This is a genomic window from Paracoccus litorisediminis (assembly GCF_009711205.1).
Lineage (GTDB): Bacteria > Pseudomonadota > Alphaproteobacteria > Rhodobacterales > Rhodobacteraceae > Paracoccus > Paracoccus litorisediminis.
Map to the genome: position 1 here is coordinate 927,501 of NZ_WMIG01000001.1, position 24,965 is coordinate 952,465.

General features: G+C 65.3%; 24 protein-coding genes. 10 read left to right on the forward strand and 14 right to left on the reverse strand.

What is annotated here, in order from left to right:
* Positions 1-43: 43 nt before the first annotated feature.
* The 6 genes from lepB to GL300_RS04710 all read left to right on the forward strand — a co-directional run bounded on the left by lepB (position 44) and on the right by GL300_RS04710 (position 6,249).
* Entirely contained in the window at positions 44-835 is a 792-nt protein-coding gene (gene lepB / locus GL300_RS04685) for a signal peptidase I (protein WP_155038378.1), read from the forward strand.
* A gap of 42 nt (positions 836-877) precedes the next feature.
* Entirely contained in the window at positions 878-1,567 is a 690-nt protein-coding gene (rnc, locus tag GL300_RS04690) for a ribonuclease III (protein ID WP_155038379.1), read from the forward strand.
* The gene (gene era / locus GL300_RS04695; RefSeq protein WP_155038380.1) at positions 1,564-2,475 is read left to right on the forward strand and encodes a GTPase Era; all 912 of its coding nucleotides are present in this window, start codon (positions 1,564-1,566) and stop codon (positions 2,473-2,475) included. The genes rnc and era overlap by 4 nt, the downstream gene beginning before the upstream one ends.
* 2 nt (positions 2,476-2,477) lie before the next feature.
* A complete protein-coding gene (locus GL300_RS04700) occupies positions 2,478-2,813 on the forward strand; it encodes a DUF1491 family protein (RefSeq protein WP_155038381.1) in 336 nt (111 codons plus the stop codon).
* A 93-nt stretch (positions 2,814-2,906) separates the two neighbouring features.
* On the forward strand, positions 2,907-5,342 hold the full coding sequence (gene gyrB / locus GL300_RS04705; RefSeq protein ID WP_155038570.1) for a DNA topoisomerase (ATP-hydrolyzing) subunit B: 2,436 nt from the start codon (positions 2,907-2,909) through the stop codon (positions 5,340-5,342).
* Positions 5,343-5,544: 202 nt separating this feature from the next.
* Complete coding sequence (locus GL300_RS04710) at positions 5,545-6,249, forward strand: outer membrane protein (RefSeq protein ID WP_155038382.1); 705 nt, start codon at positions 5,545-5,547, stop codon at positions 6,247-6,249.
* 52 nt (positions 6,250-6,301) lie between these two features.
* On the opposite strand, the gene pdeM is transcribed toward GL300_RS04710, so the two are convergent.
* Genes pdeM through GL300_RS04735 form a run of 5 tightly spaced genes read right to left on the reverse strand, consistent with a single transcriptional unit; the run spans position 6,302 to position 12,400 of the window.
* Positions 6,302-6,970: a ligase-associated DNA damage response endonuclease PdeM gene (gene pdeM, locus GL300_RS04715; RefSeq protein ID WP_155038383.1), complete on the reverse strand. Its 669-nt coding sequence runs from the start codon at positions 6,968-6,970 to the stop codon at positions 6,302-6,304.
* Positions 6,967-9,366: a ligase-associated DNA damage response DEXH box helicase gene (locus GL300_RS04720; RefSeq protein ID WP_343042892.1), complete on the reverse strand. Its 2,400-nt coding sequence runs from the start codon at positions 9,364-9,366 to the stop codon at positions 6,967-6,969. Before GL300_RS04720 ends, pdeM begins: the two co-directional genes overlap by 4 nt.
* Entirely contained in the window at positions 9,363-10,907 is a 1,545-nt protein-coding gene (locus GL300_RS04725) for a cisplatin damage response ATP-dependent DNA ligase (protein WP_155038384.1), read from the reverse strand. The genes GL300_RS04720 and GL300_RS04725 overlap by 4 nt, the downstream gene beginning before the upstream one ends.
* Positions 10,904-11,893: a ligase-associated DNA damage response exonuclease gene (locus GL300_RS04730; protein ID WP_155038385.1), complete on the reverse strand. Its 990-nt coding sequence runs from the start codon at positions 11,891-11,893 to the stop codon at positions 10,904-10,906. Before GL300_RS04730 ends, GL300_RS04725 begins: the two co-directional genes overlap by 4 nt.
* A 30-nt stretch (positions 11,894-11,923) precedes the next feature.
* Positions 11,924-12,400, reverse strand: coding sequence for an Lrp/AsnC family transcriptional regulator (locus GL300_RS04735; protein ID WP_155038386.1), 477 nt, complete (start codon positions 12,398-12,400; stop codon positions 11,924-11,926).
* 90 nt (positions 12,401-12,490) lie between these two features.
* Here GL300_RS04735 and GL300_RS04740 point away from each other — a divergent pair, with 90 nt between their 5' ends.
* On the forward strand, positions 12,491-13,894 hold the full coding sequence (locus tag GL300_RS04740; protein WP_155038387.1) for an aminotransferase class V-fold PLP-dependent enzyme: 1,404 nt from the start codon (positions 12,491-12,493) through the stop codon (positions 13,892-13,894).
* Here the strand turns inward: GL300_RS04740 and GL300_RS04745 are convergent.
* Positions 13,872-14,570 (reverse strand): helix-turn-helix transcriptional regulator, encoded by a 699-nt coding sequence (locus GL300_RS04745; protein ID WP_155038388.1) that lies wholly within the window; start codon positions 14,568-14,570, stop codon positions 13,872-13,874. The genes GL300_RS04740 and GL300_RS04745 overlap by 23 nt on opposite strands.
* Before the next feature lie 61 nt (positions 14,571-14,631).
* Here GL300_RS04745 and GL300_RS04750 point away from each other — a divergent pair, with 61 nt between their 5' ends.
* Positions 14,632-15,225: a glutathione S-transferase family protein gene (locus GL300_RS04750; RefSeq protein ID WP_155038389.1), complete on the forward strand. Its 594-nt coding sequence runs from the start codon at positions 14,632-14,634 to the stop codon at positions 15,223-15,225.
* Here GL300_RS04750 and GL300_RS04755 read toward each other — a convergent pair.
* The 3 genes from GL300_RS04755 to GL300_RS04765 all read right to left on the reverse strand — a co-directional run bounded on the left by GL300_RS04755 (position 15,180) and on the right by GL300_RS04765 (position 18,198).
* Entirely contained in the window at positions 15,180-16,103 is a 924-nt protein-coding gene (locus tag GL300_RS04755; protein WP_155038390.1) for a DMT family transporter, read from the reverse strand. The genes GL300_RS04750 and GL300_RS04755 overlap by 46 nt on opposite strands.
* A gap of 156 nt (positions 16,104-16,259) precedes the next feature.
* Entirely contained in the window at positions 16,260-16,559 is a 300-nt protein-coding gene (locus GL300_RS04760) for an HU family DNA-binding protein (protein ID WP_155038391.1), read from the reverse strand.
* Positions 16,560-16,713: 154 nt separating this feature from the next.
* Positions 16,714-18,198, reverse strand: a complete 1,485-nt coding sequence (locus GL300_RS04765) for an AMP nucleosidase (RefSeq protein WP_370576823.1) — start codon at positions 18,196-18,198, stop codon at positions 16,714-16,716.
* A 95-nt stretch (positions 18,199-18,293) separates the two neighbouring features.
* Here GL300_RS04765 and GL300_RS04770 point away from each other — a divergent pair, with 95 nt between their 5' ends.
* Both GL300_RS04770 and GL300_RS04775 read left to right on the forward strand, forming a co-directional pair.
* Positions 18,294-19,280, forward strand: coding sequence for an LLM class flavin-dependent oxidoreductase (locus GL300_RS04770; RefSeq protein WP_155038392.1), 987 nt, complete (start codon positions 18,294-18,296; stop codon positions 19,278-19,280).
* Positions 19,277-20,134: an SDR family oxidoreductase gene (locus GL300_RS04775; RefSeq protein ID WP_155038393.1), complete on the forward strand. Its 858-nt coding sequence runs from the start codon at positions 19,277-19,279 to the stop codon at positions 20,132-20,134. Before GL300_RS04770 ends, GL300_RS04775 begins: the two co-directional genes overlap by 4 nt.
* A gap of 3 nt (positions 20,135-20,137) precedes the next feature.
* On the opposite strand, the gene GL300_RS04780 is transcribed toward GL300_RS04775, so the two are convergent.
* From GL300_RS04780 to GL300_RS04800, 5 genes are all read right to left on the reverse strand, one after another.
* Positions 20,138-20,908: a COG3650 family protein gene (locus GL300_RS04780; RefSeq protein WP_246195073.1), complete on the reverse strand. Its 771-nt coding sequence runs from the start codon at positions 20,906-20,908 to the stop codon at positions 20,138-20,140.
* 72 nt (positions 20,909-20,980) lie between these two features.
* Complete coding sequence (gene dxs, locus GL300_RS04785) at positions 20,981-22,912, reverse strand: 1-deoxy-D-xylulose-5-phosphate synthase (protein ID WP_155038394.1); 1,932 nt, start codon at positions 22,910-22,912, stop codon at positions 20,981-20,983.
* 23 nt (positions 22,913-22,935) lie between these two features.
* On the reverse strand, positions 22,936-23,799 hold the full coding sequence (locus tag GL300_RS04790; RefSeq protein WP_155038395.1) for a polyprenyl synthetase family protein: 864 nt from the start codon (positions 23,797-23,799) through the stop codon (positions 22,936-22,938).
* On the reverse strand, positions 23,799-24,035 hold the full coding sequence (locus GL300_RS04795) for an exodeoxyribonuclease VII small subunit (protein WP_155038396.1): 237 nt from the start codon (positions 24,033-24,035) through the stop codon (positions 23,799-23,801). The genes GL300_RS04790 and GL300_RS04795 overlap by 1 nt, the downstream gene beginning before the upstream one ends.
* On the reverse strand, positions 24,032-24,949 hold the full coding sequence (locus GL300_RS04800; protein ID WP_155038573.1) for a histone deacetylase family protein: 918 nt from the start codon (positions 24,947-24,949) through the stop codon (positions 24,032-24,034). The genes GL300_RS04795 and GL300_RS04800 overlap by 4 nt, the downstream gene beginning before the upstream one ends.
* Positions 24,950-24,965 lie beyond the last annotated feature (16 nt).

Here is a 24,965-nt window from a genome sequence, read left to right on the forward strand (position 1 = left end):
CCGCGGCCCATGAACGCGCGACTTCCGCATGAGGGGACCGGCAATGGCCAAAAGCGAAGCCCGCAAGGATGGCGGCATCTGGGAAACCGTCAAGACCATCTTCTGGGCGCTGCTGATCGCGGGCGTCTTCCGCACGCTGTTCTTCCAGCCCTTCTGGATTCCCTCGGGCTCGATGAAGGACACGCTGCTGATCGGCGATTTCCTGTTCGTGAACAAGATGGCCTATGGCTATTCCAGCCATTCCTGCCCGATGTCGCTTTGCCCGATCACCGGTCGCATCCTGGGCTCCGAACCCGAGCGCGGCGATGTCGTGGTCTTCCGCCACCCGACGCGCGGCGATGACTTCATCAAACGCCTTGTCGGGCTGCCCGGCGACCGCGTGCAAATGCGCGGCGGCGTGCTGTACATCAACGGCGAAGCAGCCCCGCAGGTCCCGAACGGCACCTTCACCGAGGCGCAGGCCCCGCAAGGCCCGCAAGGCAGCCTGCCCTGCCCCGGTCAGATCCGCGCCGCGACCGATGGCCAATGCACCGCCGACCGCCTGACCGAGACGCTGCCGAACGGCGTCAGCCACGACGTGCTGAACCTTGCCGACAACGGTCCCGGCGACAACACCCCGGAATTCACCGTCCCCGAGGGCAATTACTTCTTCCTTGGCGACAACCGCGACAACTCCGGCGACTCGCGCTGGCCGGCCTCGATGGGCGGCGTCGGCATGGTGCCCGCGGAATACCTGATCGGTCGCGCCGATCGGATCATGTTCTCGTCGGCGGGCAAGTCGCTGCTGTATTTCTGGACGTGGCGCGCGGACCGCTTCTTCAAGGCTGTGGATTAAGGAAGAATTGCCGCGGAAGGGGGGCCGTGGCAGGATCGGGACATGAAGATTTCTGCCGAACTGCAAGCCTTCTCGGACAGGCTGGGCCATCAATTCGCCCGGCCTGAACTGCTGCAACGCGCCCTGACCCACGGCTCGATCTCGACCGCGACGCGCCCCGACAACCAGCGGCTTGAATTTCTGGGCGACCGGGTGCTTGGCCTGACCCTGGCCGAGGCGCTGTTTGCCGCCGACCGCACCGCGACCGAGGGCCAGCTTGCCCCCCGCTACAACGCGCTGGTCAAGGGCGAGACCTGCGCCGCCATCGCGCGCGAAATCGGTCTGGGCGATGTGCTGAAGCTGGGCCGATCCGAGATGAAGACCGGCGGCCGGCGCAAGGAAGCGCTGCTGGCCGACGCGATGGAGGCGGTTCTGGCCGCGATCTATCTGGATGCGGGCTTTGATGCGGCACGCAAGGTCGTGCTGGAACTTTGGGCCAATCGGCTCAAGAATGTCGATGACGACGCGCGCGATGCCAAGACCGCGCTGCAGGAATGGGCGCAGGCTCAGGGCATGACGCCGCCGTCTTACGTCCAGACCCGGCGCTCGGGGCCCGACCACGCCCCCGAATTTGAAATCACCGTCCAGCTGGATGATGGCCGTCAGGCCAGCGCCAGCGGCAAGGGCACGAAACGCAGCATCGAGCAAGCGGCCGCACAGGCCCTGCTTGAGCAGATCGAAGGTTCCACATGACCGAAACGCGCGCGGGCTTCGCAGCCCTGATCGGCGAACCCAATGCCGGGAAATCCACGCTTCTGAACCAGATGGTCGGGGCCAAGGTCTCGATCGTCACGCATAAGGTGCAGACGACCCGTTCGCGCATCCGCGGTATCGCCATGCACGAGAAATCGCAGATCGTCTTTGTCGACACGCCCGGCATCTTTCGCCCGCGTCGCCGGCTGGACCGGTCGATGGTCAAAGCGGCATGGGGCGGCGCTGCGGATGCCGATGTCATCCTGTTCCTGATCGAGGCCCATCGCGGCCTGACTGACGGCGCCAAGGCCATCATCGAGAACCTGCGCGAATATGCCGGCAAGACCCCGGTGGCGCTGATCATCAACAAGATCGACCGCGTCAAGGCCGAGGTGCTGCTGGCCCTGTCGCAAGAGATCAACGAGACCTTCGAATTCGCCCAGACCTTCATGATCTCGGCGGAAAAGGGCTATGGCTGCAACGCCCTGATCGACTGGCTGGCCGCCGAGGTTCCCGAAGGGCCGTGGCTCTACCCCGAGGATCAGGTGGCCGATCTGCCGATGCGCATGATCGCCGCGGAAATCACCCGCGAAAAGCTGACCCTGCGCCTGCACGAGGAAATCCCCTACCAGCTCACGGTGGAAACCGAGAAATGGGAGGAAAAGAAGGACGGCTCGGCCCGCGTCGACCAGATCGTCTATGTCACCCGCGCTGGCCACAAGGGCATCGTGCTGGGCAAGGGCGGTGAGACCATCAAGGCCGTGGGCCAGGCCGCCCGCGCCGAGATGATGGAGTTCATGGGCCGCCCGATCCACCTGTTCCTGCAGGTCAAGGTCCGCGAGAACTGGCAGGATGAGGCCGAGCGCTACAACGAAATGGGCCTCGACTTCCGCGACGGCGACGCCTGAGCATGACTGACGCAAGGCTGGCTGCGGGGATCTGGGTCTCGGCCTATCTCAAGCGCCTGCAGCTGGCCGATATCCCCGCCTATATCCTGCGCCGCGGCGATGACACGGCGGGGGCGGTCATGGTCAAATGCGCCACGCTGGATGGCCGCGCCAGCCTGTGGGTGCGGGAGTGGGATTTTGAAACCGACCAGCGCCCCTGGGTGCGGCTGGCCGAGGCCCCCGAACCCGAAATCGACGCCGCGATCACGCGCCATTCCGCCCGCGATCCCGACCTGTGGGTGATCGAGATCGAGAGCCGCGGCGGGGTCACGTTGCTGGATCAGCCCGGACTGGTCTGAATCCCCGGAAAACCACCAAATCTTGTGGCTTTCCCGTGACATTCCGCATGTGGCCCACTATAAGATGGGAGCCCAAGGCAGGATAAGATGACAATGACCGAACCCGCCCCCCAGCCTTCCGAATACGGTGCCGATTCCATCAAGGTTCTCAAGGGCCTGGAAGCGGTGCGCAAGCGTCCCGGCATGTATATCGGCGACACCGACGATGGCTCGGGCCTGCATCACATGGTCTATGAGGTCGTGGATAACGGCATCGACGAGGCACTGGCCGGTCATGCCGATTTTGTCCGCGTCAAGATCCATGCCGACAGCTCGGTTTCGGTCCGCGACAACGGTCGCGGCATCCCCGTCGACATGCACCCGACTGAGGGCGTTTCGGCGGCCGAGGTCATCATGACCCAGCTGCATGCGGGCGGGAAATTCGACCAGAACAGCTACAAGGTCTCGGGCGGTTTGCACGGCGTCGGCGTCTCGGTCGTGAACGCGCTGTCGGATTGGCTGGAACTGCGCGTCTGGCGCAATGGCAAGGAACATTACGCCCGCTTCGAGCATGGCGACACGGTCGAGCATCTGCGCGTCGTGGGCGATGCCCCGAATGAAAAGGGCACCGAGGTGCGCTTCCTTGCCTCGTCCAAGCTGGACGGGGGCGAAGGCACCTTCTCGAACCTCGATTACGTCTACAAGACGCTGGAAAACCGACTGCGGGAACTGGCCTTCCTGAACTCGGGCGTGCGCATCATCCTTGAGGACGAGCGCCCCGCCGAGCCTCTGCGTACCGAGCTTTACTATGACGGCGGCGTGCGGGAATTCGTGAAATTCCTCGACCGCTCGAAAAGCCCGGTCATGGCCGACCCGATCTTCATTCAGGGCGAAAAGAACGGCATCGGTATCGAAGTCGCGATGTGGTGGAACGACAGCTACCACGAAACTGTGCTGCCCTTTACCAACAACATCCCGCAGCGCGATGGCGGCACGCATATGGCGGGCTTCCGTGGCGCGCTGACCCGCGTCATCAACAGTTATGCCCAGACCAGCGGCGTGGCCAAGCGCGAAAAGGTCGATTTCACCGGCGATGACGCGCGCGAGGGCCTGACCTGCGTGCTTTCGGTGAAAGTGCCCGACCCGAAATTCTCAAGCCAAACCAAGGACAAGCTGGTCTCGTCCGAGGTGCGCCCCGCCGTCGAAGGGCTGGTCAGCGAGAAGCTGGCCGAATGGTTCGAGGAAAACCCCTCGGAAGCCAAGCAGATCGTCGGCAAGATCGTCGAGGCCGCCTTGGCCCGCGAAGCCGCCCGCAAGGCCCGCGAACTGACCCGCCGCAAGACCGCGATGGACGTGGCCAGCCTGCCCGGCAAGCTGGCCGATTGTCAGGAAAAGGACCCGGCGCTGTCCGAGCTGTTCATCGTCGAGGGTGACTCGGCAGGTGGTTCCGCCAAGCAGGGCCGCTCGCGGCAGAACCAAGCCGTGCTGCCGTTGCGCGGCAAGATCCTGAACGTGGAACGCGCCCGCTTCGACCGGATGCTCAGCAGCGATCAGGTCGGCACGCTGATCACCGCGCTTGGCACCGGGATTGGGCGCGACGAATTCACCCTGAAAAAGCTGCGCTACCACAAGATCGTCATCATGACCGATGCCGACGTGGACGGCGCGCATATCCGCACCCTGCTGCTGACCTTCTTCTTCCGCCAAATGCCGGAACTGATCGAGGCCGGGCATTTGTACATCGCGCAACCGCCCCTGTACAAAGTCAGCCGCGGCCGTTCCGAGGTCTACCTCAAGGACGAGGCCGCGCTTGAAGATTACCTGATCGAGCAGGGCATCGACGGTGCCAGCCTGCGTCTGGGCAGCGGCGAAAGCATCTCGGGCGCCGATCTGGCCCGTGTTGTGGATGAGGCCCGCATCGCACGCCGCGTGCTGCGCGCCTATCCGACCCATTACCCCGCCCATATCACCGAACAGGCTGCCATTGCCGGAGCGCTGGTGCAGGGCCGCGTCGATGCCGATGCGCAGGGCGTGGCGCAGGCCGTGGCCCAGCGGCTGGACATGATCGCCGAGGAATATGAACGCGGCTGGTCCGGTCGTCCGACGCAGGATGCCGGTATTCGCCTGACCCGCCAGCTGCGCGGGGTCGAGGAATCGCGGACGCTGGATGGCCCGATGCTGCGCAGTGGCGAAAGCCGCCGCCTGGGCGCGATGACCGCCAGCCTGCAGGAAGTCTATGGCCAGACCGCGCATCTGATCCGCAAGGATCGCGACATCCCGATCCACGGCCCGCTGGGTCTGCTGCAGGCGATCTTCCTTGAGGGGGAAAAGGGTCTGTCGCTGCAACGCTACAAGGGTCTGGGCGAAATGAACCCCGAACAGCTGTGGGAAACCACGCTGGATCCTGCTGCACGCACAATGCTGCAAGTGCGAATTGAAGATCTGAGTGAGGCCGACGACATCTTCACCAAGCTCATGGGCGACGTGGTAGAGCCCCGCCGCGACTTTATTCAGCAGAATGCCCTCAACGTGGAAAACCTTGATATCTGAGCAAATGAATCCGCGTTTTTGCGGATTCTGCTCTCGACAAGTTTACCATATTGACAAAAGATTAATTCACCTGAACGAGCATTAACACTTGGATTCAGGACGCATGAGTTGTTTTCTGCAACGCAGCTGGCGCGAATTGCCGCGTAGGTGTTCTGTAGCGCCCGACCCGCGAGGTTCGGTGCATTTGCCTCTGGAGAGCGTAATGAGCATGAAGAATATCACGATTTTGGCCACCTCCCTCACGCTCGGGGCGAGTGTTGCTGCCTACGCAGGCGGCTACACCCCCCCGGTCGCCGAACCGGTCATCGCACCGATCGTCGTCGATGAGCCCGTCGCAAACTGGGCCGGCGGCTATGTCGGCGGCACGCTGGGCTATGGCTTCGGCGGTGACGACCGCGTTGGCGTCAGCCAGGGCGGCTCGCTTCTGGGCGATATCGGCGATGTCGAAGTCAGCGGTGCCAATATCGGTATCCGCGGCGGCTATCGCTGGCAGCGCGACAACTGGGTCTTCGGCCCGGAACTCGGCTGGGAAATGACCGATATCCGCGACGATACCAGCGGGATCATCAACGGCACCGAAGTCGAGGCCGACGCGAAGGTCAAGAACGTCCTCGCCCTGCGCTTCAAGACCGGTTACATCGTCCAGCCCGACACCATGGTCTATGGTATCGCCGGCTGGGGCCGCGCCGATATCGACTATGAGCTGGCCGGCGAAGACGTCAGCTATGACGCCGACGGCTACATCCTGGGTCTGGGCGTTGAAAAGATGATCAACGACAAGGTCTCGGTGACCGGCGAATACGAATATGCCAACTTCGGCAAGGAATCGCTGGAAGCCGCCGGTTACACGACCGAGGCGACCACCAAGTATCACAACCTGAAAATCGGTGTGAACTACCGCTTCTGATCCAGCGGAATGCCGGATCGTGAAGGGGCGCCTCTGGCGCCCCTTTCCCATTTCAGCGGCCCTTGGCTGGCGCGACACCGATGGGCAGCGCCACCGCACGCCGCCCGCAGGCAATGGCAATGCCCTTGGGAATCAGACGACGCAGACTGGCATCCTCGCAGGACAGCCCACCGGTATAGGCGCCGAAAGCGGGCAGAATCAGGTGGTCTTTGCCCAGCAGAAACGCCCGACGGCGTTCGCCCGCCAGCCGCACGACGGGGTGGAAATGTCCCGATATATCCGGCCCCGCCTGCGGATCGGCCTGATGCCGCAGGATGACCGAAGCTAGTGGCAATTCGACCAGCATCCGCCCCGGCAGCTTGGCATCTCCCAAAGGATCGTGATTGCCGCTGATCCAGAACCAGTCCCGCATCGTCGCCATCCGCTGCAATTCGGCCAGAACCGCCGGGTCCAGCGCCTGAATCGTGGCCATATCATCGAACCCATCGCCAAGGCTGACCACGGCTTCCGGGCGAAGCGTCGCGATCTCGGACCCCAGCCGTTCCAGCGTCGCGAGCCCCTCATAAGGCGGCAGCAGCGGGCCGCCACGCCGGGCCAGCCGTTCGGACTTGCCAAAATGCAGGTCGGCGACCACCAGCCAGCGCCCGTCGGGCCACCACAGCGCGCCCGAGGCCCGCGCCTCAAACCGCAATCCGTGGAAGGTAAAGGCATGGCTGCTCATGCGCTGAACTCCAGTCCGGCTTCACGCATCAGCGCCTCGGCCTCGATCCCGGCAAGGCGCTCGCGTCCTTCGCCGCGGATCGGGACCTTGCCGACCTCAAGCAACAGCGGCGCGGCCAGCGGAGAGACACGCTCCAACATGCGATGTTCGCACCGGGGGGAATGGGAAAGCATCTCCTCGATCCGGCCGAAATCGACCAGCCCCCTGCCCGCTTCATCCGCCGTCACCCGCAGCATCAGATGGTCGGGGTCGTATTTGCGCAAGGTGTCGTACAGGATGTCGCTGGAAAACGTCGCCTGCCGTCCGGTTTTCCGCAACCCCGGCATATTGCGCTGGATCAGCCCGGCCACGGTCGCGACATTGCGGAAGGTCCGCTTCATTACGGCATTGCCGCCCAGCCAGTCGCCCAGACCCGCCCGCAACCTTGCCGGGTCGAGCAGTGGTGCAGGATTGCGGACGGGGTCCAGCGACCAGATCAGCAGCGCGTAATCGGTCGACAGGAACCCCAAGGGGCCCAGCCCCTCCTCCTCCATCTCACGCGTTAGCAGCAGACCCAGCGTCTGCAGGGCATTGCGGCCAGCAAAGCCGTAAAGCGCGAAATGCCACAGGCCCGCATGGGGGAATGTTTCCGACAGCAGCAGCCCCGGTTCGGGCAGGCGGCTGACCTGCGCTTGCAGGGCCAACCAGTCCCGCGTGTCGGGCGGCAGGCTGGTATGGTGCGATGGATCACCGATCAGCGCCTGCACGCGATGGGCAAGCTGAGTGGACATGGCCAGCTTGACCCCGGAAAACACCGCGATCTTGGGCTGGCGGCCGGGATCAGGCGAAACCTCGATCACCATCTCGCGCATGGCATCCATCCTTACCACCCGCCCGCCGATCAGAAAGGTATCTCCGGGCGAGAGGCTGGCGGCAAAGGCTTCCTCGACCTCGCCCAAGGGCGCGCCGCCGCGGCCGCGCATGCGCACGCGAACCATTTCGGCTTCGACGATCGTGCCGATATTCATGCGCAAAAGCTGCGTTGAACGCGGATCGCGCAAGCGCCACAGCCCGTCCCGCAGCATCAGCCGTTGCCAGCGGTCATAGGCGCGCAGCGCATAGCCGCCGGTTGCCGCGAAATCCAGACAGGCGACGAAATCAGCACGGGTCAGGCGGCGATAGGGACCGGCGGTCGTGATCTCGGCAAACAGCGCATCCGCCGCGAAGGGTGCGGCACAGGCCGTCAGCAGGATATGCTGGCACAGCACGTCCAACGGCCCCGGCTCACGCGGATCGCCGTCCAGATCACCCTCGCGGACCGCTTGCAGCGCGGCCACGCATTCGATCTGCTCGAAACGGTTCGCGGGTACGATGCGCGCCTTGGAGGGCGCATTGTAGCGATGGTTCGCCCGCCCGATGCGCTGCACCAACCGCTTGACGTTCTTGGGCGCGCCAATCTGGATGACCAGATCGACCGCGCCCCAGTCGATGCCCAGATCAAGGCTGCCCGTCGCCACCACGGCGCGCAATTCGCCCGCCGCCATCGCCGCCTCGACCCGCGCACGGGATTCGCGCGACAGGCTGCCGTGATGCAGCCCGATCGGCAGGTTTTCGTCATTCGCCGCCCACAGCGCCTGAAAGAACAGTTCGGCCTGCGCGCGGGTATTGATGAAGATGATGGTGGTGCGGGCCTGCCTGACCGCGTCCAGCACCTCGGGGATGGCGTAATGGCCGCCGCCCCCGGCCCAAGGCGCGGGGCGGGCGGTGGGCAGCATGGCAATATCGGGATCGGGGCCGGGATCGGCTTGAATGACCGCGACGGGCGCGCGGCCCGCCATGAAATCCGCCAGAGCATGTGGGTCCTCGACCGTGGCCGACAGGCCGGTGACCCTTAACCCCGGCGCAAGTGCGCGCAGCCGCGCCAGCCCCAGCATCAGCTGATCGCCGCGCTTGCTTTCTGCCAGCGCGTGCAACTCATCCAGCACCACCCGCCGCAACCCGCCAAAGATTGCCGGGGCCTCGGGATAGGACAGCATCAGGGCAAGGCTCTCTGGCGTGGTCAGCAGCACCTCGGGCGGGTCGACGCGCTGGCGGCGGCGCTGGGTCTGGCCGGTATCGCCGGTACGGTCCTCGATGCGGATGGACAGGCCAAGATCCGCGACCGGACGGGCCAGATTGCGCCCGATATCCGCCGTCAGTGCCTTCAGCGGCGAGACATAAAGCGTATGGACCGAGCCCTTGCGCACCCCGTCCCGCAATTCGATCAGTGAGGGCAGGAAGCCCGCCAGCGTCTTGCCGCCACCTGTCGGGGCGATCAGCAGGCTGTCGCCCGATGCCTCCAGCAGGGCAAGCTGATGCGGATGGGGCTGCCAGCCCTGCCTTGCGAACCAGTCCTGAAATTCGGGCGGCAGGATCACAGCATGGCCTCAAGCGTGGACAGGTGATCGGCCTCAGCGGCGGGCTTGTCCCAGCGGATGCGGCTGATGCGGGGAAAGCGCATGGCGACACCAGACTTGTGCCGGGTCGAGCGGTTCAGTCCCTCGAACGCCACTTCGACCACCAGCTTCGGCGCAAGCTGGCGAACGGGGCCGAAACGCTCAACGGTATTGGCGCGGACAAAGCGGTCCAGCTCGCGCAATTCCGCATCGGTGAAGCCGAAATAGGCCTTGCCGACGGGGACCAAATCAGCCCCGTCCCACAGGCCAAAGGTGAAATCCGAATGAAACCCCGAGCGCTTGCCATGCCCGCGCTGTGCGTAAAGCAGCACCGCATCGACCACCATCGGGTCGCGCTTCCACTTGAACCACGGCCCGCGCGGACGCCCGGCAATGTAGGGGCTGTCGCGGCGCTTGATCATCACCCCCTCGATCACCGCAGCCGGAGGATCGGCGCGCAATGCCGCCAGATCATCCCAGTTGGCAAAGTCCAGCAGCGGTGACACATCGATGCGCGGCCCGAAATCCGCGCTGTCCAGAATGGCGCGGCGTTCCTCAAGCGGCAGGCCACGCAGGTCGCGACCCTGCCAGATCAGCAGATCGTATAGCCGCAGCCCGGCCGGGTGACTGGTGAGCAGGCCCTTGCCCACGGATTTACGGTTCAGCCGCTTTTGCAGATCGCCGAAAGGGGCGACCTCGGCATCGCGGCGAACCAGCAATTCGCCATCCACCGTGCCGTCAAACTCCATCGCGGCGATCACATCAGGAAAGGCTGTGGAAATATCCTCTCCGGTCCGCGAATACAGTCGCCGCACGCCGCCGTCGCTGACCGCCTGCACGCGGATGCCGTCCCATTTCCACTCGGCATGGAAATCCGTCGGCTCCAAGGCGCTGAGTTCGGCCAGATCGGTGGGCGTGGATAGCATCACCGGGCGGAACGGGGCCAAGGCGGCGCTTTCCGGCTTCACCCCGCCCGCGATCCAGCCAAACAGCGGCGCATAGGGCGGGGTCAGGCCGTGCCAGATTTCCTCAAGCTCGGGGACGGTCGGCGCACCCATTCCCGCCAGCGCCAGCCGCGCCATCCGGGCCGAGACGCCAATGCGCAGGTTCCCCGTCGCCAGCTTCAGAAAAGCCAGCCGCTCGGACGGGCCAAGCCGGTCCAGCATCGCCGCAATCGCCGCGGGCAAGGCAGCCTTGCCAGTCCCCTGCAACAACGCCACAGCCTGCGACAGCGGCGGATCGTTCTGCGCGCCATCAGGCCAGATCAGCGCGATGGTTTCAGCCAGATCGCCAACGAAATCGTAGCTGAGCGACAGAAGCTGATCGTCCACCCGTTCCGCCGCCAAGCCGCGCAGCAGGCTGGGCGTGACGGTGCGCAATTGCAGATCCCCGGTCAGCGCGGCCAGCGCCCAACCCCGGTCCGGATCGGGGATGCGTTCCAGATAATGCTGCAGCAATTGCAGCTTGGCATTGCGCGAGGGCGTAAAGGCCAGTCGTTCCAGCAGGGCGGCAAAGGCTTTCATTCGGCCTCGTCCTCATATCCCACCAGCCGCAGCGGGCGGGCGGGGATCTGCGCAAGTTCGCACCAGCGGATCACGCCCTCCTCGGCACCATGGGTGACCCAGACCTCGGACGGGGACAGCTCTGTCAGGGTCGCGGTCAGCGCGGGCCAGTCGACATGATCGCTGATGACCAGCGGCAGTTCGACCCCACGCTGCCGCGCCCGCGCCCGGACCGCCATCCAGCCCGAGGCAAAGCCGATCACCGGATCGCGGAAACGCTGCACCCATGGGCTGGCAAAGGCCGAGGGCGGGGCTATCACCAGCTGCGCCGTGACCTGATCGGCGGTCGCGGGGACCAGCACACCCAGATCAACGCCCTGCGTGCGGTAGTAATCGCACATCGCCTGCAGCGCGCCGTGGATGGCGATCGGCGCGTCATAGCCCGCCTCGCGCATCAGCGCGATCACATGCTGCGCCTTGCCCAAGGCATAGGCGCCGATCAGATGTGGGCGGTCGGGAAATTCGGCCATGCTGGCGATCAGCTTCGCCACCTGCGTCGCCGGACCCGGAAAGCGGAAGACCGGCAGGCCAAAGGTCGCCTCGGTCACGAAGACATCGCAGGCGACAGGTTCGAACGGGGCGCAGGTCGGGTTCGGTGCACGGGAATAGTCGCCCGAAACGACGATCCGACAATCCCCCGAGGTCACCGAAATCTGGCTGGACCCCAGCACATGTCCCGCCGGGCGGAAATCGACGGTGACGCCGCCGATCCGCAATGGGCCGTCGGCAATCTGGGTCGTCCCTGCAAAATCCGGCCCCATGCGCAGGCGCATGATGTCCAGCGTCTGCGCCGTGGCCAGAACCGCGCCGTGCCCCGCGCGGGCATGGTCGGAATGACCATGGGTGATCAGCGCGCGTTCAACCGGGCGCAGCGGGTCAATGTGGAAACCGCCCTCGGGACAGTAAAGGCCGGCCTCGGTCGGATGAAGGATCCTGTCGGCTTGCATGACCCCAAGGTGAAGAACATTTCGTGAAAATCAACCCGTCGGAACCAGAGGCCGCCCCTCGAACATGGTTTCCATCGAGAAAACGCCGGTCACGCGTTCCAGATCCATATCCGTAATCAGACGCTTGTACAGCGCGTCATAGCCAGCCATGCCGCTGGTGACCGCCTTGGCCATATAATCCCATTCGCCGCCGATGCGGTGGAACTCGATGATCTCGGGTTGAGCCTCGATCCGGGCGCGGAAACGGCGGGCCCAGGCGTCGTCGTGATGGCGGGTGCGGATCATGATGAAGATGGTCAGTTGCAACCCAAGGGCAGCGGGATCGATCATGGCGCGGCTGCCTTTCAGCACGCCCATTTCGGTCAAACGGTTCAGCCGCCGCCAGCAGGCGTTCTGCGACAAACCGACGCGCTCGGCCAGTTCGCGCTGTGACAGGCTGGCATCGCGCTGCAGCAGCACCAGAAGCCTGTTGTCAATTTCATCGAAATCGTGCCCCTGCGCGCCCATTTGACAACCATATTCCCTGATCGATGCAAAAAACGAAAATGATTATCTAAGCGGTCCGGGTCAAGATGGGTCAGGAGTACGAGGAAGACCATGCCCCCCTTTGACAGTTATTTTGCCCAGTTGGGCGATACCCCCCTGCACACGATCCATGACGGGTTGATCGGCCGCGATGCGGTGATCGACGGGCCTTTCGGCCCCCGTCCGCTGATCTATGCCGATTACATTGCCTCGGGGCGGGCACTGCGCGCGATAGAACAATGGGTGATGGAAAACGTACTGCCTTGGTATGCCAACAGCCATACCGAGGCCAGCCATTGCGGCGGCACCATGACGCGCCTGCGGCGCGCGGGCCGCGCGGCAATTGCGGAATGCATCGGCGCGGGACCCGAACACGCGGTGATCTTCACCGGCTCGGGGGCGACACAGGGCATCAACCGGCTGGTGCATCTGTTGGGTGCTGGCCCCGGCACCACGGTGCTGATCGGCCCCTATGAGCATCACTCGAACATCCTGCCCTGGCGCGAAAGCGGGGCGCGGGTCGTGGACATCCCCGAAGCCGTGACGGGCGGCCCCGATCTGGACGCCCTGCGCGCCGCATTGGCAGCAGCGGAAGGCCCGGTCATCGGCGCGTTCTCGGCGGCCTCGAATGTCACCGGCACGCTGACCGATGTCGCGCAGGTCACGGCGCTGCTGAAGGCTGCGGGCGCGCGGGTGGTCTGGGATTATGCGGGCGGTGCGCCGTATCTGCCGATCGACATGGGTCTGGAAATGGATGCTGTGGTCGCCTCGCCGCACAAGTTCATCGGCGGACCGGGGGCCTCGGGCGTGCTGGTGGTGCGCCGCGATGCAGTGACGGCCAGTCGCCCGACCCTGCCCGGCGGGGGCACGGTGCGTTTCGTCTCGCCCGAGGGGCATGATTATTCGACCTCGCTTGAGGCGCGTGAGGAAGGCGGGACGCCCAATGTCGTCGGCGACATCCGCGCGGCGCTGGTTTTCCTGACCAAGGCGGCGGTCGGGCAGGATGCCATCGACACCCGCAATGCTGAATGGCTGGCTCTGGGGCTAAAACGGCTGGGGTCGCATCCGCGCATCCAGTTGCTGGGTAATCTGGACGCGCCGCGCCTGCCTTTCTTCAGCTTCCGCATCCGCGACGGGCAAGGCGGTTTCGTCCATCAGCAGCTGGCGACGCGGATGCTGTCGGACCTGCACGGCGTGCAGGCGCGTGGCGGTTGTGCCTGCGCCGGGCCTTATGTCCATCACCTGCTGGGCCTTTCGCGCGCCGAATCCGACCGGATGCGCGCCGCGATCCTTGCGGGCGAGGAGATCGAGAAGCCGGGCTTTGTCCGCCTGAACCTGTGCTGGGCCGCACCCCGCGCCGAGGTGGACGCGATCCTGGACGCGGTCTGCAACCTTGCCGATCACGCACCGGAATATCTGCGGCATTACCGCTGCGACCGCTCGACGGCGATCTTTACCCCGCTGGCGGCCGAGTAGCCCTGCTGCCGACATAGTCACGCAACAGCGCGACCCGACGCGGGCGAAAGCTGGTCGGGCCGCGCTCCATCCGTGTGATGCGGGGAACGTGAAACACGCGGAAATCCTCGCGCAGACGGCAATGGGCCAGCAGCATCATGCTGTTGTCGCTGTAGCTCAGGCCCAGAGGCCAGATCTCGCGCTGGCTGGGCTGGTCGTTCAGGTCCAGATAATCGATCAGCAGACTGCGTTCCTCCCATAGCGACTGACGCAGCAGGTCCATGTCGACCGACGGCGCGGGACGGGTAGCCGCTGGCCGGAACAGCCGCATGGTCGCATGCATGGCGTGACGGCCCTGCGATTCCGGCAGAGTGGCAATGATCCGGGCCAGCGCGTCCTCTCCGGCGCGGGCCAGCGCGTCATCGGCCAAAGCCCGTAGGCCGGAAACGGCCAGCAGCAGCGCCTCGATTTCCAGCCGCGAGAAGCTTTGCGGCGGAAGCGCCGGGTCCTCGGTCAGGGAATAGCCCAGACCCGCCTCGCCATCGATGAGGGCGCCCCCGGCGCGCAAGGTGGCGATGTCGCGGTAAAGCTGGCGGGGCGACACCCCGGTTTCGTCCGCCAGACGCGCGGCGGTGACCGGCGCAGGCAGGCGGCGCAACGCATCCATCAGTCGCATCAGCCGGTCGGTACGGGACATACTGTCACCTTCTGTCAGCAGGGATGGCGCATCCTGCCCGCATCCACAACAGGAGGCCAGCATGCTGACCCTATTCCATTCGCCGAAAAGCCGCTCGACCAGCATCCTTTCCCTGCTGCTCGAACTCGATGCGCTTGATGAGGTCGAGATCCGTCATGTCACCATTCCGCGTCAGGACGGCTCGGGCGGGCGCGATCCCGCCAACCCCCACCCCGAGGGCAAGGTGCCCTATCTGGTGAACGGCCATGACCATATCCGCGAACGCGGCGCGATCATGCTGTATCTGACTGACCTGTTCCCCGAGGGGCGCATGGGCCCTCTGCCCGGCGATCCGAAGCGCGGCGAATATCTGAGCTGGCTGTTCTGGTATCAGGGCGTGGTCGAACCGGTCGCGGTTCTGGAGTTCACCGGGCTGAAACACCCGGCGCTGCAGGCCACTTTCCGCGATTACGACACCATGCTGGCGCGGCTGGATGAGGTGCTGACCCGCCAGCCTTGGCTGCTGGGCGACAGTTTTTCAGCTGCCGACCTGCTGGTGGCGGGACCGTTCATCTATTTCGGCGACGTGATGAAAAGCACCCCCGCCGTCGCGGAATGGGCAGGCCGGGTTCAGTCGCGCCCGTCGATGGCGCGGACCGCGGAACTGGACGGCTGAGGCGGCGCGGCGGCGGGCAGCCGGGCCAGTTGCACCATCAGGATGCCTGCCGCCACCACGCCCGCGCCGATCACGTCCGAGGCGCCGAACCGTTCGCCCAGCAGTGCTGCGGCAATGGCCACGCCGAAGATCGGCGACAGGAAGTGAAAGGTCGCGGCCCGGACCGCGCCGACGCGGCCGACCAGCAGAAACCAGATCCATGTCGCGCCGATTCCCGGTGCCAGCACCGTGTAAAGGAAGGACCACAGCAGGCGGCCGCTCCATTCGACGGGGCGGCCCCATTCCATGATCGCGGCGGGAATGGCCAGCGTGACCGCGCCAACCGCCATCTGCATGGCAACGATGGTCATCATGTTGGGACTGCCGCCGACACCGCGCGCGGCCAGCGTTGCCACCGCCAGCGCCACCACCGCGATCAGGCACAGGATCATGCCCGGCACGTCCAGCCCGTGCTTCAGCCGCACGCCCATGATCACACAGACCCCGATGACGCCCAGCACCAGCCCGGCCACCGCCATCGGCCGCAGTTTCTCGCGGTAAAGCAGCCAGCCAAGGAACGCCACGACCAGCGGCATCATCGAGGCGATGATGGCGGCAGCCGAGGCCTCGACATGCTGCATCGCGATCCAGTTCAGCCCCAGATACAGCGCATTCTGGCAGATGCCAAAGATGATGACGGTGCGCCATTCGGCCCGGCTAAGGCGCAGGCTTTGCCCCATCGCCAGCGCCAGCGGCATAGCGATGACCGCTGACAGCGCAAAACGGATGACCAGCGCGGTCAGGGGCGGCGCGGCGGTGACAATGATCCGCGTCGTGGTGAATGCCGAGGCCCAGAACAGTGCGAACCCGACCCCCATCGCAATTGCCCGCAAATCCATGTCCTGCCGCCCTCGCGTCAATCCGTCACAGCTGGGCTACCATACGAGGAAGCGCGCGCAAGGCAAAAGCCGCAGACCGGCGGAACCCCGCATGCATGCGCATGAAAAAGGGGCCGCGCAGATCTGCACGGCCCCGAATCTGTGATCCGCCAAGGATCAGGCGTTGACGCTGTCTTTCAGCGCTTTCGCGATGGTGATCTTGACCACCTTGTCGGCGGGCTTGGTCATCATTTCCTGGGTCTGCGGATTGCGGACCTGACGCTCGGGGCGGGCGCGGCAGGCGACTTTGCCGATGCCCGGCAGGGTCAGAGCGCCGCCATCGGCGACGGTCTTGGCGACAACGGCCGAAAGCGCGTCCAGCGCAGCGGTAGCGGTCTTCTTGTCGCTGCCCATTTCTTCGGCCAGCGTGGCGACCAGCTGGGTCTTGGTCATCGGTTTGGAAGCGGCCTGAGCCATTAGTCTGTCTCCTCGTTGTTTCCCATTCGGGAAATTTTCGGACGCCACCTTGGCGGCATGCGCGTCGCTACACAAGCTTTTTGAGAAGGGTGCAAGCCATTTTTGGCGGATTATCCCCAGCAAACGCTGCGAAACAAGCCGCCATGCAGGCCCGTTACAGGAACGCCGTCTCGTTGAATGAGCGCAACTTGCGCGAATGTATCCGATCAAGCGGAGTCGCGCGCAGCTTCTCCATTGCACGAATTCCGATCATCAAATGATTGGCAACTTGCGTGCGATAGAAATCCGTGGCCATGCCGGGCAGCTTCAGCTCTCCGTGCAGGGGCTTGTCGGAAACGCACAGCAAGGTGCCGTAGGGCACGCGGAAGCGGAAACCATTCGCGGCGATGGTCGCGCTTTCCATGTCCAGCGCCACCGCCCGCGATTGCGACAGGCGCTGCACCGGGCCGGACTGGTCGCGCAATTCCCAGTTGCGGTTGTCGATGGTGGCGACGGTGCCGGTCCGCATGATGCCCTTCAGCTCATAGCCTTCCAGCTGCGTGACCTCGGCCACGGCGTCCTGCAACGCCACCTGCACCTCGGCCAAGGCCGGGATCGGCACCCAGACCGGCAGGTCGTCATCCAGCACGTGATCCTCGCGCAGATAGGCATGGGCCAGCACAAAATCACCCAGGGACTGGCTGTTGCGCAGCCCGGCGCAATGGCCGACCATCAGCCAGGCATGGGGCCGCAGCACCGCGATATGGTCGGTGGCCGTCTTGGCGTTCGAGGGCCCCACCCCGATGTTCACCAGCGTGATTCCATCACCATCCGGGCGCTTCAGGTGATAGGCGGGCATCTGCGGCGTCTTGGCACCGGTGACCAGCAGATCCTCGGGGCGTTCAAGGATCTGGTTTCCGGGTGCGACGAATTCGGTATAGCCCGAATCCGGATCGCCAAGGGCGCGACGGGCGAAGGCCTCGAATTCATCGACGTAGAACTGGTAGTTGGTGAACAGCACGAAATTCTGGAAATGCTCGGGCAGGGTCGCGGTGTAATGCGACAGCCGCGCCAGCGAATAATCCACGCGCTGCGCGGTAAAGGGCGCCAGCGGATGGCTGCCATCCGGGTTCGGCCCGGCGGTGCCGTTCACGATGTCGTCGTTCATCGTGTTCAGGTCGGGCACGTCGAAAACATCGCGCAGCGGGAAGGACAGAACGCCCTCCTGCGGCACATTCAGCGTGCTTTGCGTCGCCACCGCGAAATGCACCGGCATCGGCGTGTCGCTGTCGCCCACTGCAACCGCGACGCCGTGATTCTTCATCAGCAGGGCGATCTGTTCGGTCAGGTAGCCGCGGAACAGGTCGGGCCGCGTCACCGTGGTCGAATAGCTGCCCGGCAGCGCGACATGGCCGAAGGACAGGCGCGAGTCGGTCTTGGCATGGCTCGACACGATCATCCGCAATTCCGGATAAAAGGCGCGGTAGCGGGCCTGCGGCTGCGTGCCCTCAAGCGTGGCCATGAAACGGTCCAGCAGGAAATGCGAGGCACGCTCATAAAGCTTGATCAGATGGGCAACGGCGGCATCGGGGTCGTCGAAATAGACCATTCCTGCCACTTCGGGGGTCTCGACCGGCAATTGCCGATGGTCGGTCATCATGCGCGCTGCTCCTTTTTCCGGAACTGTGCCAGCCGCCATCGGCACTGGCAAGCGGGCTGAGGCGCGCCTATCTGACATGCAAAGGAGTGATCCCGATGCAATTTTCCATTCTTGATCTGGCCGTCGTGGCCGAGGGCTCGGATGCCCGTCAGGCCATCGCCAATTCCGTGGCGCTGGCACAGGCCGCCGAGGACTGGGGCTATCACCGCTTCTGGCTGGCCGAGCATCACAATATGCCCGGCATCGCCAGCGCGGCGACCTCGGTGCTGATCAACCATGTCGCCGGTCAGACCCGGACAATCCGGGTCGGCGCGGGTGGCGTCATGCTGCCCAATCACGCGCCTCTGGCCATTGCCGAACAGTTCGGGACGCTGGCCACCATCCATGGCGACCGCATCGATCTGGGGCTTGGCCGCGCGCCGGGCGGCGATGGCGCGGTGATGCATGCGCTTCGCCGCAGCATGTCGCGCAACGAGGACTTCCCGAACGACGTGGTCGAGCTGCTGCGCTATCTGGGCCCCGAGCAGCCGCAGGCCCGCGTTGCCGCCCATCCCGGTCAGGGCACGAATGTTCCGGTGTGGATTCTGGGCTCGTCGCTTTATGGTGCCAGTCTGGCTGCGGCGTTGGGTCTGCCCTATGCCTTTGCCAGCCATTTCGCGCCCGGCGATCTGGATCAGGCCGTGCAACTTTACCGCGAACGCTTCGAGCAGACGCCCTTTGGCGAGCGTCCGCGCTTCATGCTGGCGGTGAACGTGATCGTCGCTGATACCGACGCGCAGGCGCAGCGGTTGCGCACCAGCCAGATGATCAGCTTTGCCCGGTTGCGGCTGGGCACTCCGGGGCTGCTGCCGCCGCCGGTCGATGACATCTCGCAGGAAGTTCCGGCGGCGGTTCTGCCCTCGGTTCAGCAGGCGCTGTCGGTCAGCGCTGTCGGTGCACCCGCGACCGTCACCGCGCAGTTGGACGGTTTGATCGCCCGTTACCGCCCGGATGAGCTGATCCTAGTCGGCAATATCTACGACCAGCAGGCTCGCCATCGCTCGTTTGAAATGGCCGCCGAGATCCTGCGGGGCCGGGCATGAGGATGCTGGTCCTTGGCCATGGCTATTCCGCTGGCTTCCTGACGTCGCTCTTGCGGGCCGAAGGCTGGGAGGTGACCGGCACGACCCGCAGCGCCCCCAAACGCGTCGCCGCAACCGGGGCCGAGCCGCTGCTATGGCCGGGCGATGTGCCCGCGATCCGCGAGCGCATCGCACAGGCCGATGCCATCCTGATCTCGGCCGGACCGGAAGCGGGCAGCGACCCTGCCCTGACCGAGTTCGCCGACGATATCGCGCGCGCCCAGCCGCGCTGGCTGGGTTATCTGTCGACGACTGGGGTTTACGGGGATCACGCTGGCGGCTGGGTCGATGAGACGACGCCCCTGACCCCTTCGACCCGTCGCGGGGTCGAGCGGGTGGCAGCCGAGCAGGGCTGGCAGGAACTGGCTGCGGCCAACGGCCTGCCGCTGCATATCTTTCGCCTTGCCGGGATCTATGGGCCGGGGCGTGGCCCCTTCGCCAAGGTCCGGGCGGGCACGGCGCGGCGCATCGTAAAGCCCGGACAGGTGTTTTCCCGCATCCACGCCGAGGATATCGCGCAGGTGCTGCTGGCCTCGATCAAGGCCCCGCGCGCGGGCGGGATCTATAACCTGTGCGACGATGACCCTGCCCCACCCGAGGAAGTCATCGCCCATGCCGCCACCCTGCTGGGCCTTCCCCTGCCACCGGCCGAGGATTTCGCCACCGCCGAAATGACGCCGATGGCCCGGTCTTTCTATGCCGAAAGCAAGCGCGTCTCGAACCGCCGCATCAAGGAGGAGCTGGGCATTGCCCTGATCCACCCCGATTACCGCAGCGGATTGGCGGCGCTGCTGCTGGCCGCCCCTGACGACTGACGGTCAGCGCGCGATCGAGCAGCAGCCGGTCAGCATCCGCGACGGCATGTCCTGACCGTCAAGGATGACCGACACCGCCAGTGCAAAGTCGCGATCCGACATCCCGTCGCTGCATTGCGCCGGGCGCATGAAGGCGGTGACCCGGCCCTTGCCGTCGCCGGCGATCAGGCCGCGGGTCGGTTCGCCCTCGATGCCGCGATCCATGACCTTGCGCAGTTCCAGCTGGCGCTCGGGTTGATCGGGCTCGGAAAAGACCAGCCCGGATTTCACGGCTTTCAGTGACCAGAACGGTTCGGTCCCGCTGCAGTGCAGGCTTTGTGGCAGCGAAGCGGGCTGCCAGATGCCGGGTTCCAGTTTCAGGAAGCGCAGGGCAACCCAGCCGGTCTGTTCGCCGACATTGACCTTGCCCCATTTGCCCTCGCGGTCGCGGGCCAGCAGTTCGATCCCCTTGGCGGTGGCGGGCAGCGTCGCGATGACCTTGCCCTGCCCGTCCGGCGTTTCGCGCACGTTCAGCGTGTCCCATGTCTCGACCACAGTGACGTCGTAGAGATTGGGCAGATATTCCGGCGGCCTGGCCTGCGCGGCCTGTGCCGGAGCCGGGGCCGGTGCAGCAGGAGCCGCTGCCGGAGCGGGCGCGGCCGGCTTGGCAGCCTCGGCTGCCGGGGCGGGTGCAGCTGCCGGGGCCGATTTCGGCGCGGCAGCGGCGGGGGCCTCCTGCGCGTTGAGCGCCAGCGGCAGGGTCAGCGCAAGTCCGGTCATAAGGATACGCAGCATCGAGGGATCTTTCCTGTCAGTCGGTCCGTGCGCTTTCGCCACGGTTAGAGAATATGTTTCAGCCGGACCGGGTCACGCCCGCCGTTCGGCGATCTGGGCGATGCCCAGCACTTCCAGCACCTTGGCCTTGATGTCGGGGGCGGACATGCGCGCCTCGCGGTACATGGCTTCGGGGCTGGCATGGTCGATGAAGGTGTCTGGCAGGACCATCTGGCGGAAGCGCAGCCCATCATCAAAGACGCCCTCGTCGGACAGAAGCTGCGCGACCAGACTGCCGAAGCCGCCGACCGAGCCTTCCTCGATGGTGATCAGCGCCTCATGCGTGGCCGCAAGGCGCAGGATCAATTCGCGGTCGAGGGGTTTGGCAAAGCGGGCATCGACCACAGTCGGCTGGATGCCAAGCGCCACCAGTTCCTCGCGGGCGCGCATGACCTCGGCCAGACGGGTGCCGAAGGACAGGATGGCGACGCGCTTGCCTTCGCAGATGACGCGGCCCTTGCCGATTTCCAGCGGCGTGCCGCGTTCCGGCATCTCGACGCCCATGCCCTCGCCACGCGGATAGCGGAAGGCAATGGGGCCGTCATTATGGGCAGCGGCGGTGGCAACCATATGGGCCAGCTCGGCCTCATCCGCGGCGGCCATGACCACCATGCCGGGCAGGTTCGCCATGAAGGCGATATCATAGGCCCCGGCATGGGTCGCACCGTCGGCACCAACCAGCCCGGCGCGGTCGATCGCAAAGCGCACCGGCAGGCGCTGGATCGCCACGTCATGCACGACCTGATCATAGCCGCGCTGCAGGAAGGTCGAGTAAAGCGCGCAGAAGGGCTTCATCCCCCCCGCAGCCAGCCCCGCCGCATAGGTCACGGCATGCTGTTCCGCGATGCCCACATCGAAGCAGCGGCGTGGGAAGCGTTCCGCGAACAGGTTCAGCCCGGTCCCGTCCGGCATGGCGGCGGTCACGGCCACGATCTTGTCGTCGCGGCTTGCCTGATCGACCAGCGCCCGGGCAAAGACCGAGGTATAGCTGGGCGCATTGGATTTCGCCTTGGCCTGCGTGCCGGTCGCCACGTCGAATTTCGCGGTCGCGTGGCCCTTGTCGGCGGCGCGTTCGGCGGGGGCATAGCCCTTGCCCTTTTTCGTCACCGCATGGATCAGCACCGGGCCGGTCGCGCGCTCGCGCAGGGTGCGCAGCAGCGGCAGCAACTGGGTCAGGTCATGGCCGTCGACCGGGCCGACATAGGAAAAGCCCAGTTCCTCGAACAGGGTGCCGCCGATGGTCATGCCCTTGAGCATTTCCTTGGCGCGGCGCGCGCCTTCCTGAAGGGTCGGCGGCAGGAAACCCACCGCGCCCTTGGCCATGGCCTTGAGATCCTGCAGCGGGCGTTCGGCATAAAGCCGGGTCAGATAGCGCGACAGCGCCCCGGTCGGCGGCGCAATCGACATTTCATTGTCGTTCAGCACCACGAACAGGCGCTTGCCCAGATCGCCCGCATTGTTCATCGCCTCAAAGGCCATGCCGGCGGTCATCGCGCCATCGCCGATCACCGCGATCGCATCGCCCGGATCGCCGCCCAATTCGCGCGCCATCGCAAAACCCAGCGCCGCGCTGATCGAGGTCGAGCTATGCCCGGCCCCGAACGGGTCATAGGGGCTTTCGGAACGCTTGGTGAAGCCCGACAGCCCGCCTTCGGTGCGCAGGGTGCGGATGCGGTCGCGGCGCCCGGTCAGGATCTTGTGCGGGTAGCATTGATGGCCCACGTCCCAGATGATCTTGTCGCGGGGCGTCTCGAACACGGCATGCAGCGCCACGGTCAGTTCCACGACGCCCAGCCCCGCGCCCAGATGGCCGCCCGTGCAGGACACGGCGCTGATCGTTTCGGCGCGCAGTTCGTCGGCCAGCTGGATCAGCTCTCGGTCGGTCAGCGCCTTCATGTCCGAGGGCAGGCTGACACGGTCAAGCACCGGCGTCGCGGGGCGGTCGGGTTGGTCGGTCTGGCTCATGGCTGACCCTTTCGTCTGGAATTTCAGGCGTCGCGTTCGATGATAAACCGCGCAAGCTGGCGCAGGTTTCCGGCATCGTCGCCATAGGGTTCAAGTGCGGCCTCGGCGGCACGGACCAGTTTGCGCGCCTTATCCTGCGCGCCGTCAAGGCCCAGCAGCGAAACAAAGGTCGCCTTGCCCGCGGCATCGTCCTTGTTCAGGCGTTTTCCGGTCTCGGCCTCATTGCCGGTCACGTCCAGAATGTCGTCCTGAATCTGGAAGGCCAGGCCGATATTGCGGGCATATTCGGTCAGGGCAGCGGTGTCCTCACCCGCCATGATCGCGCCTGCGGTGGCCGAGAACACGATCAGCGCGCCGGTCTTGGCGCCTTGCAGCCGCTTGATGGCGATGATGTCCAGCGGCTGGATCGCGGTTTCGGCGGCGATGTCCAGCGCCTGACCCCAGACCATGCCGCGCGCACCAACAGCCTCGGCAAAGGTGCGGATCAGCGACAGGCGGGTTTCCGGGCCACCGATCTGGGCTTCGGTCAGCAGACCGAAGGCCAGCGTCTGCAGCGCGTCGCCGGCCAGAATGGCGGTCGCTTCGGACCATTGGATATGGCAGGTCGGCAGGCCGCGGCGCAGGTCGTCGTCATCCATCGACGGCAGATCGTCATGGACAAGGCTATAGGCATGCAGCGCCTCGACAGCGGCGGCAACGGGCAGGGATTCGCGGTCGGACAGGCCGAAAAGCCGCGCCGATTCCATGACCAGAAAGGCGCGCAGCCGCTTGCCGCCGATACAGGCGTAGCGCATCGCGTCGGAAAGCTCGCCCGGCGGCAGATGCGCCATGGCCTCATCAAGCGCGGTCTGGACCTGCGCCTTCACATCCTCAAGGCGGGTTTGCATCACAGCCCCTCGACGGGGACCGTGCCGGTCGGCTGGCCATTCGCGGCAAGGGTGATTTTCTCGACCCGTTCCTCGGCAGCGCGCAGGACCTTGTCGCAATGGGCGCGCAGCGCCGCACCGCGTTCGTAAAGCGCGATCGATTCCTCAAGCGTGGCCTCACCATGCTCAAGCTTGCCGACGGTCGCCTCAAGCTCGCGCATGGCTTCCTCGAAGGACATGTTTTCGATCCCGGTCATGCGGCCGTCTCCCTCAGAACTTGGACATGGACGCGCGCCGAGCGGCCCAAAGCGGCCAGATCATAACCGCCTTCGAGGACCGATACCACCGGGGCCGAACATGCAGCCGCCGCGTCGCAGATCATCCGCGTAATTGCGCCGAAATCGCCCTCGTCCCAAGCCAGCGATGCCAGCGGATCATCGACATGCGCATCGAACCCGGCCGAGACCAGAACCAGTTGCGGCTGCCAGTCGACGACACGCGCGCAGATCGCCGCCCAAGCGTCACGGGCCGGGCCGCCATCGGTGCCAGAATGCAGGGGGACATTCATGATCTGGTCATGCGCGCCGCGCTCGCTGGCCGCGCCGGTCCCGGGATACAGCGGATACTGATGGGTCGAGGCGAAAAAGGCACGCGGTTCATTCCACAGCAGATCCTGCGTACCATTGCCGTGATGGACGTCGAAATCCAGCACTGCCACCCGGTCCAGACCGTGGTGATCCAGCGCCCGCATCGCGCCGATGGCGATCGAGTTGAAGATGCAGAACCCCATGGGACGGGCGCGTTCGGTATGATGCCCCGGCGGGCGCATGGCGACAAAGGCATTGCGCCCCTGCCCTGCCAGCACCGCATCCACCGCCGCGCAGACGCCACCAACCGCATGGCGCGCAGCGATCAGGCTGCCCGGCGACAGGTAGGTATCGGCGTCAAGCATGGTCCAGCCTTCGGACGGGACCTTGCGTCGCACCATCGACAGATAGGCCAGCGGATGACAGCGCAGGATGTCGTCATCCGTGGCATCGGGGGTATCGCGACGGTCAAGCTCCAGATCGGCCAAGGCTTTTTCCACGGCGTCAAGTCTTGCCACCTGTTCGGGGTGGCTGGGTGGCGTAACATGCCGAAATCCCGACGGATGTGTGTAAAGAAGCGTCATCCGCAAAGAATTATTG

Excerpts from the sequence above, each read along its gene's own strand:
- lepB (WP_155038378.1), top strand. The coding sequence starts at position 44 with ATGGCCAAAAGCGAAGCCCGCAAGGATGGCGGCATCTGGGAAACCGTC.
- rnc (WP_155038379.1), top strand. The coding sequence starts at position 878 with ATGAAGATTTCTGCCGAACTGCAAGCCTTCTCGGACAGGCTGGGCCAT.
- era (WP_155038380.1), top strand. The coding sequence starts at position 1,564 with ATGACCGAAACGCGCGCGGGCTTCGCAGCCCTGATCGGCGAACCCAAT.
- GL300_RS04700 (WP_155038381.1), top strand. The coding sequence starts at position 2,478 with ATGACTGACGCAAGGCTGGCTGCGGGGATCTGGGTCTCGGCCTATCTC.
- gyrB (WP_155038570.1), top strand. The coding sequence starts at position 2,907 with ATGACCGAACCCGCCCCCCAGCCTTCCGAATACGGTGCCGATTCCATC.
- GL300_RS04710 (WP_155038382.1), top strand. The coding sequence starts at position 5,545 with ATGAGCATGAAGAATATCACGATTTTGGCCACCTCCCTCACGCTCGGG.
- pdeM (WP_155038383.1), bottom strand. The coding sequence starts at position 6,970 with ATGAGCAGCCATGCCTTTACCTTCCACGGATTGCGGTTTGAGGCGCGG.
- GL300_RS04725 (WP_155038384.1), bottom strand. The coding sequence starts at position 10,907 with ATGAAAGCCTTTGCCGCCCTGCTGGAACGACTGGCCTTTACGCCCTCG.
- GL300_RS04730 (WP_155038385.1), bottom strand. The coding sequence starts at position 11,893 with ATGCAAGCCGACAGGATCCTTCATCCGACCGAGGCCGGCCTTTACTGT.
- GL300_RS04735 (WP_155038386.1), bottom strand. The coding sequence starts at position 12,400 with ATGGGCGCGCAGGGGCACGATTTCGATGAAATTGACAACAGGCTTCTG.
- GL300_RS04740 (WP_155038387.1), top strand. The coding sequence starts at position 12,491 with ATGCCCCCCTTTGACAGTTATTTTGCCCAGTTGGGCGATACCCCCCTG.
- GL300_RS04745 (WP_155038388.1), bottom strand. The coding sequence starts at position 14,570 with ATGTCCCGTACCGACCGGCTGATGCGACTGATGGATGCGTTGCGCCGC.
- GL300_RS04750 (WP_155038389.1), top strand. The coding sequence starts at position 14,632 with ATGCTGACCCTATTCCATTCGCCGAAAAGCCGCTCGACCAGCATCCTT.
- GL300_RS04755 (WP_155038390.1), bottom strand. The coding sequence starts at position 16,103 with ATGGATTTGCGGGCAATTGCGATGGGGGTCGGGTTCGCACTGTTCTGG.
- GL300_RS04760 (WP_155038391.1), bottom strand. The coding sequence starts at position 16,559 with ATGGCTCAGGCCGCTTCCAAACCGATGACCAAGACCCAGCTGGTCGCC.
- GL300_RS04765 (WP_370576823.1), bottom strand. The coding sequence starts at position 18,198 with ATGATGACCGACCATCGGCAATTGCCGGTCGAGACCCCCGAAGTGGCA.
- GL300_RS04770 (WP_155038392.1), top strand. The coding sequence starts at position 18,294 with ATGCAATTTTCCATTCTTGATCTGGCCGTCGTGGCCGAGGGCTCGGAT.
- GL300_RS04775 (WP_155038393.1), top strand. The coding sequence starts at position 19,277 with ATGAGGATGCTGGTCCTTGGCCATGGCTATTCCGCTGGCTTCCTGACG.
- GL300_RS04780 (WP_246195073.1), bottom strand. The coding sequence starts at position 20,908 with ATGCTGCGTATCCTTATGACCGGACTTGCGCTGACCCTGCCGCTGGCG.
- dxs (WP_155038394.1), bottom strand. The coding sequence starts at position 22,912 with ATGAGCCAGACCGACCAACCCGACCGCCCCGCGACGCCGGTGCTTGAC.
- GL300_RS04790 (WP_155038395.1), bottom strand. The coding sequence starts at position 23,799 with ATGCAAACCCGCCTTGAGGATGTGAAGGCGCAGGTCCAGACCGCGCTT.
- GL300_RS04795 (WP_155038396.1), bottom strand. The coding sequence starts at position 24,035 with ATGACCGGGATCGAAAACATGTCCTTCGAGGAAGCCATGCGCGAGCTT.
- GL300_RS04800 (WP_155038573.1), bottom strand. The coding sequence starts at position 24,949 with ATGACGCTTCTTTACACACATCCGTCGGGATTTCGGCATGTTACGCCA.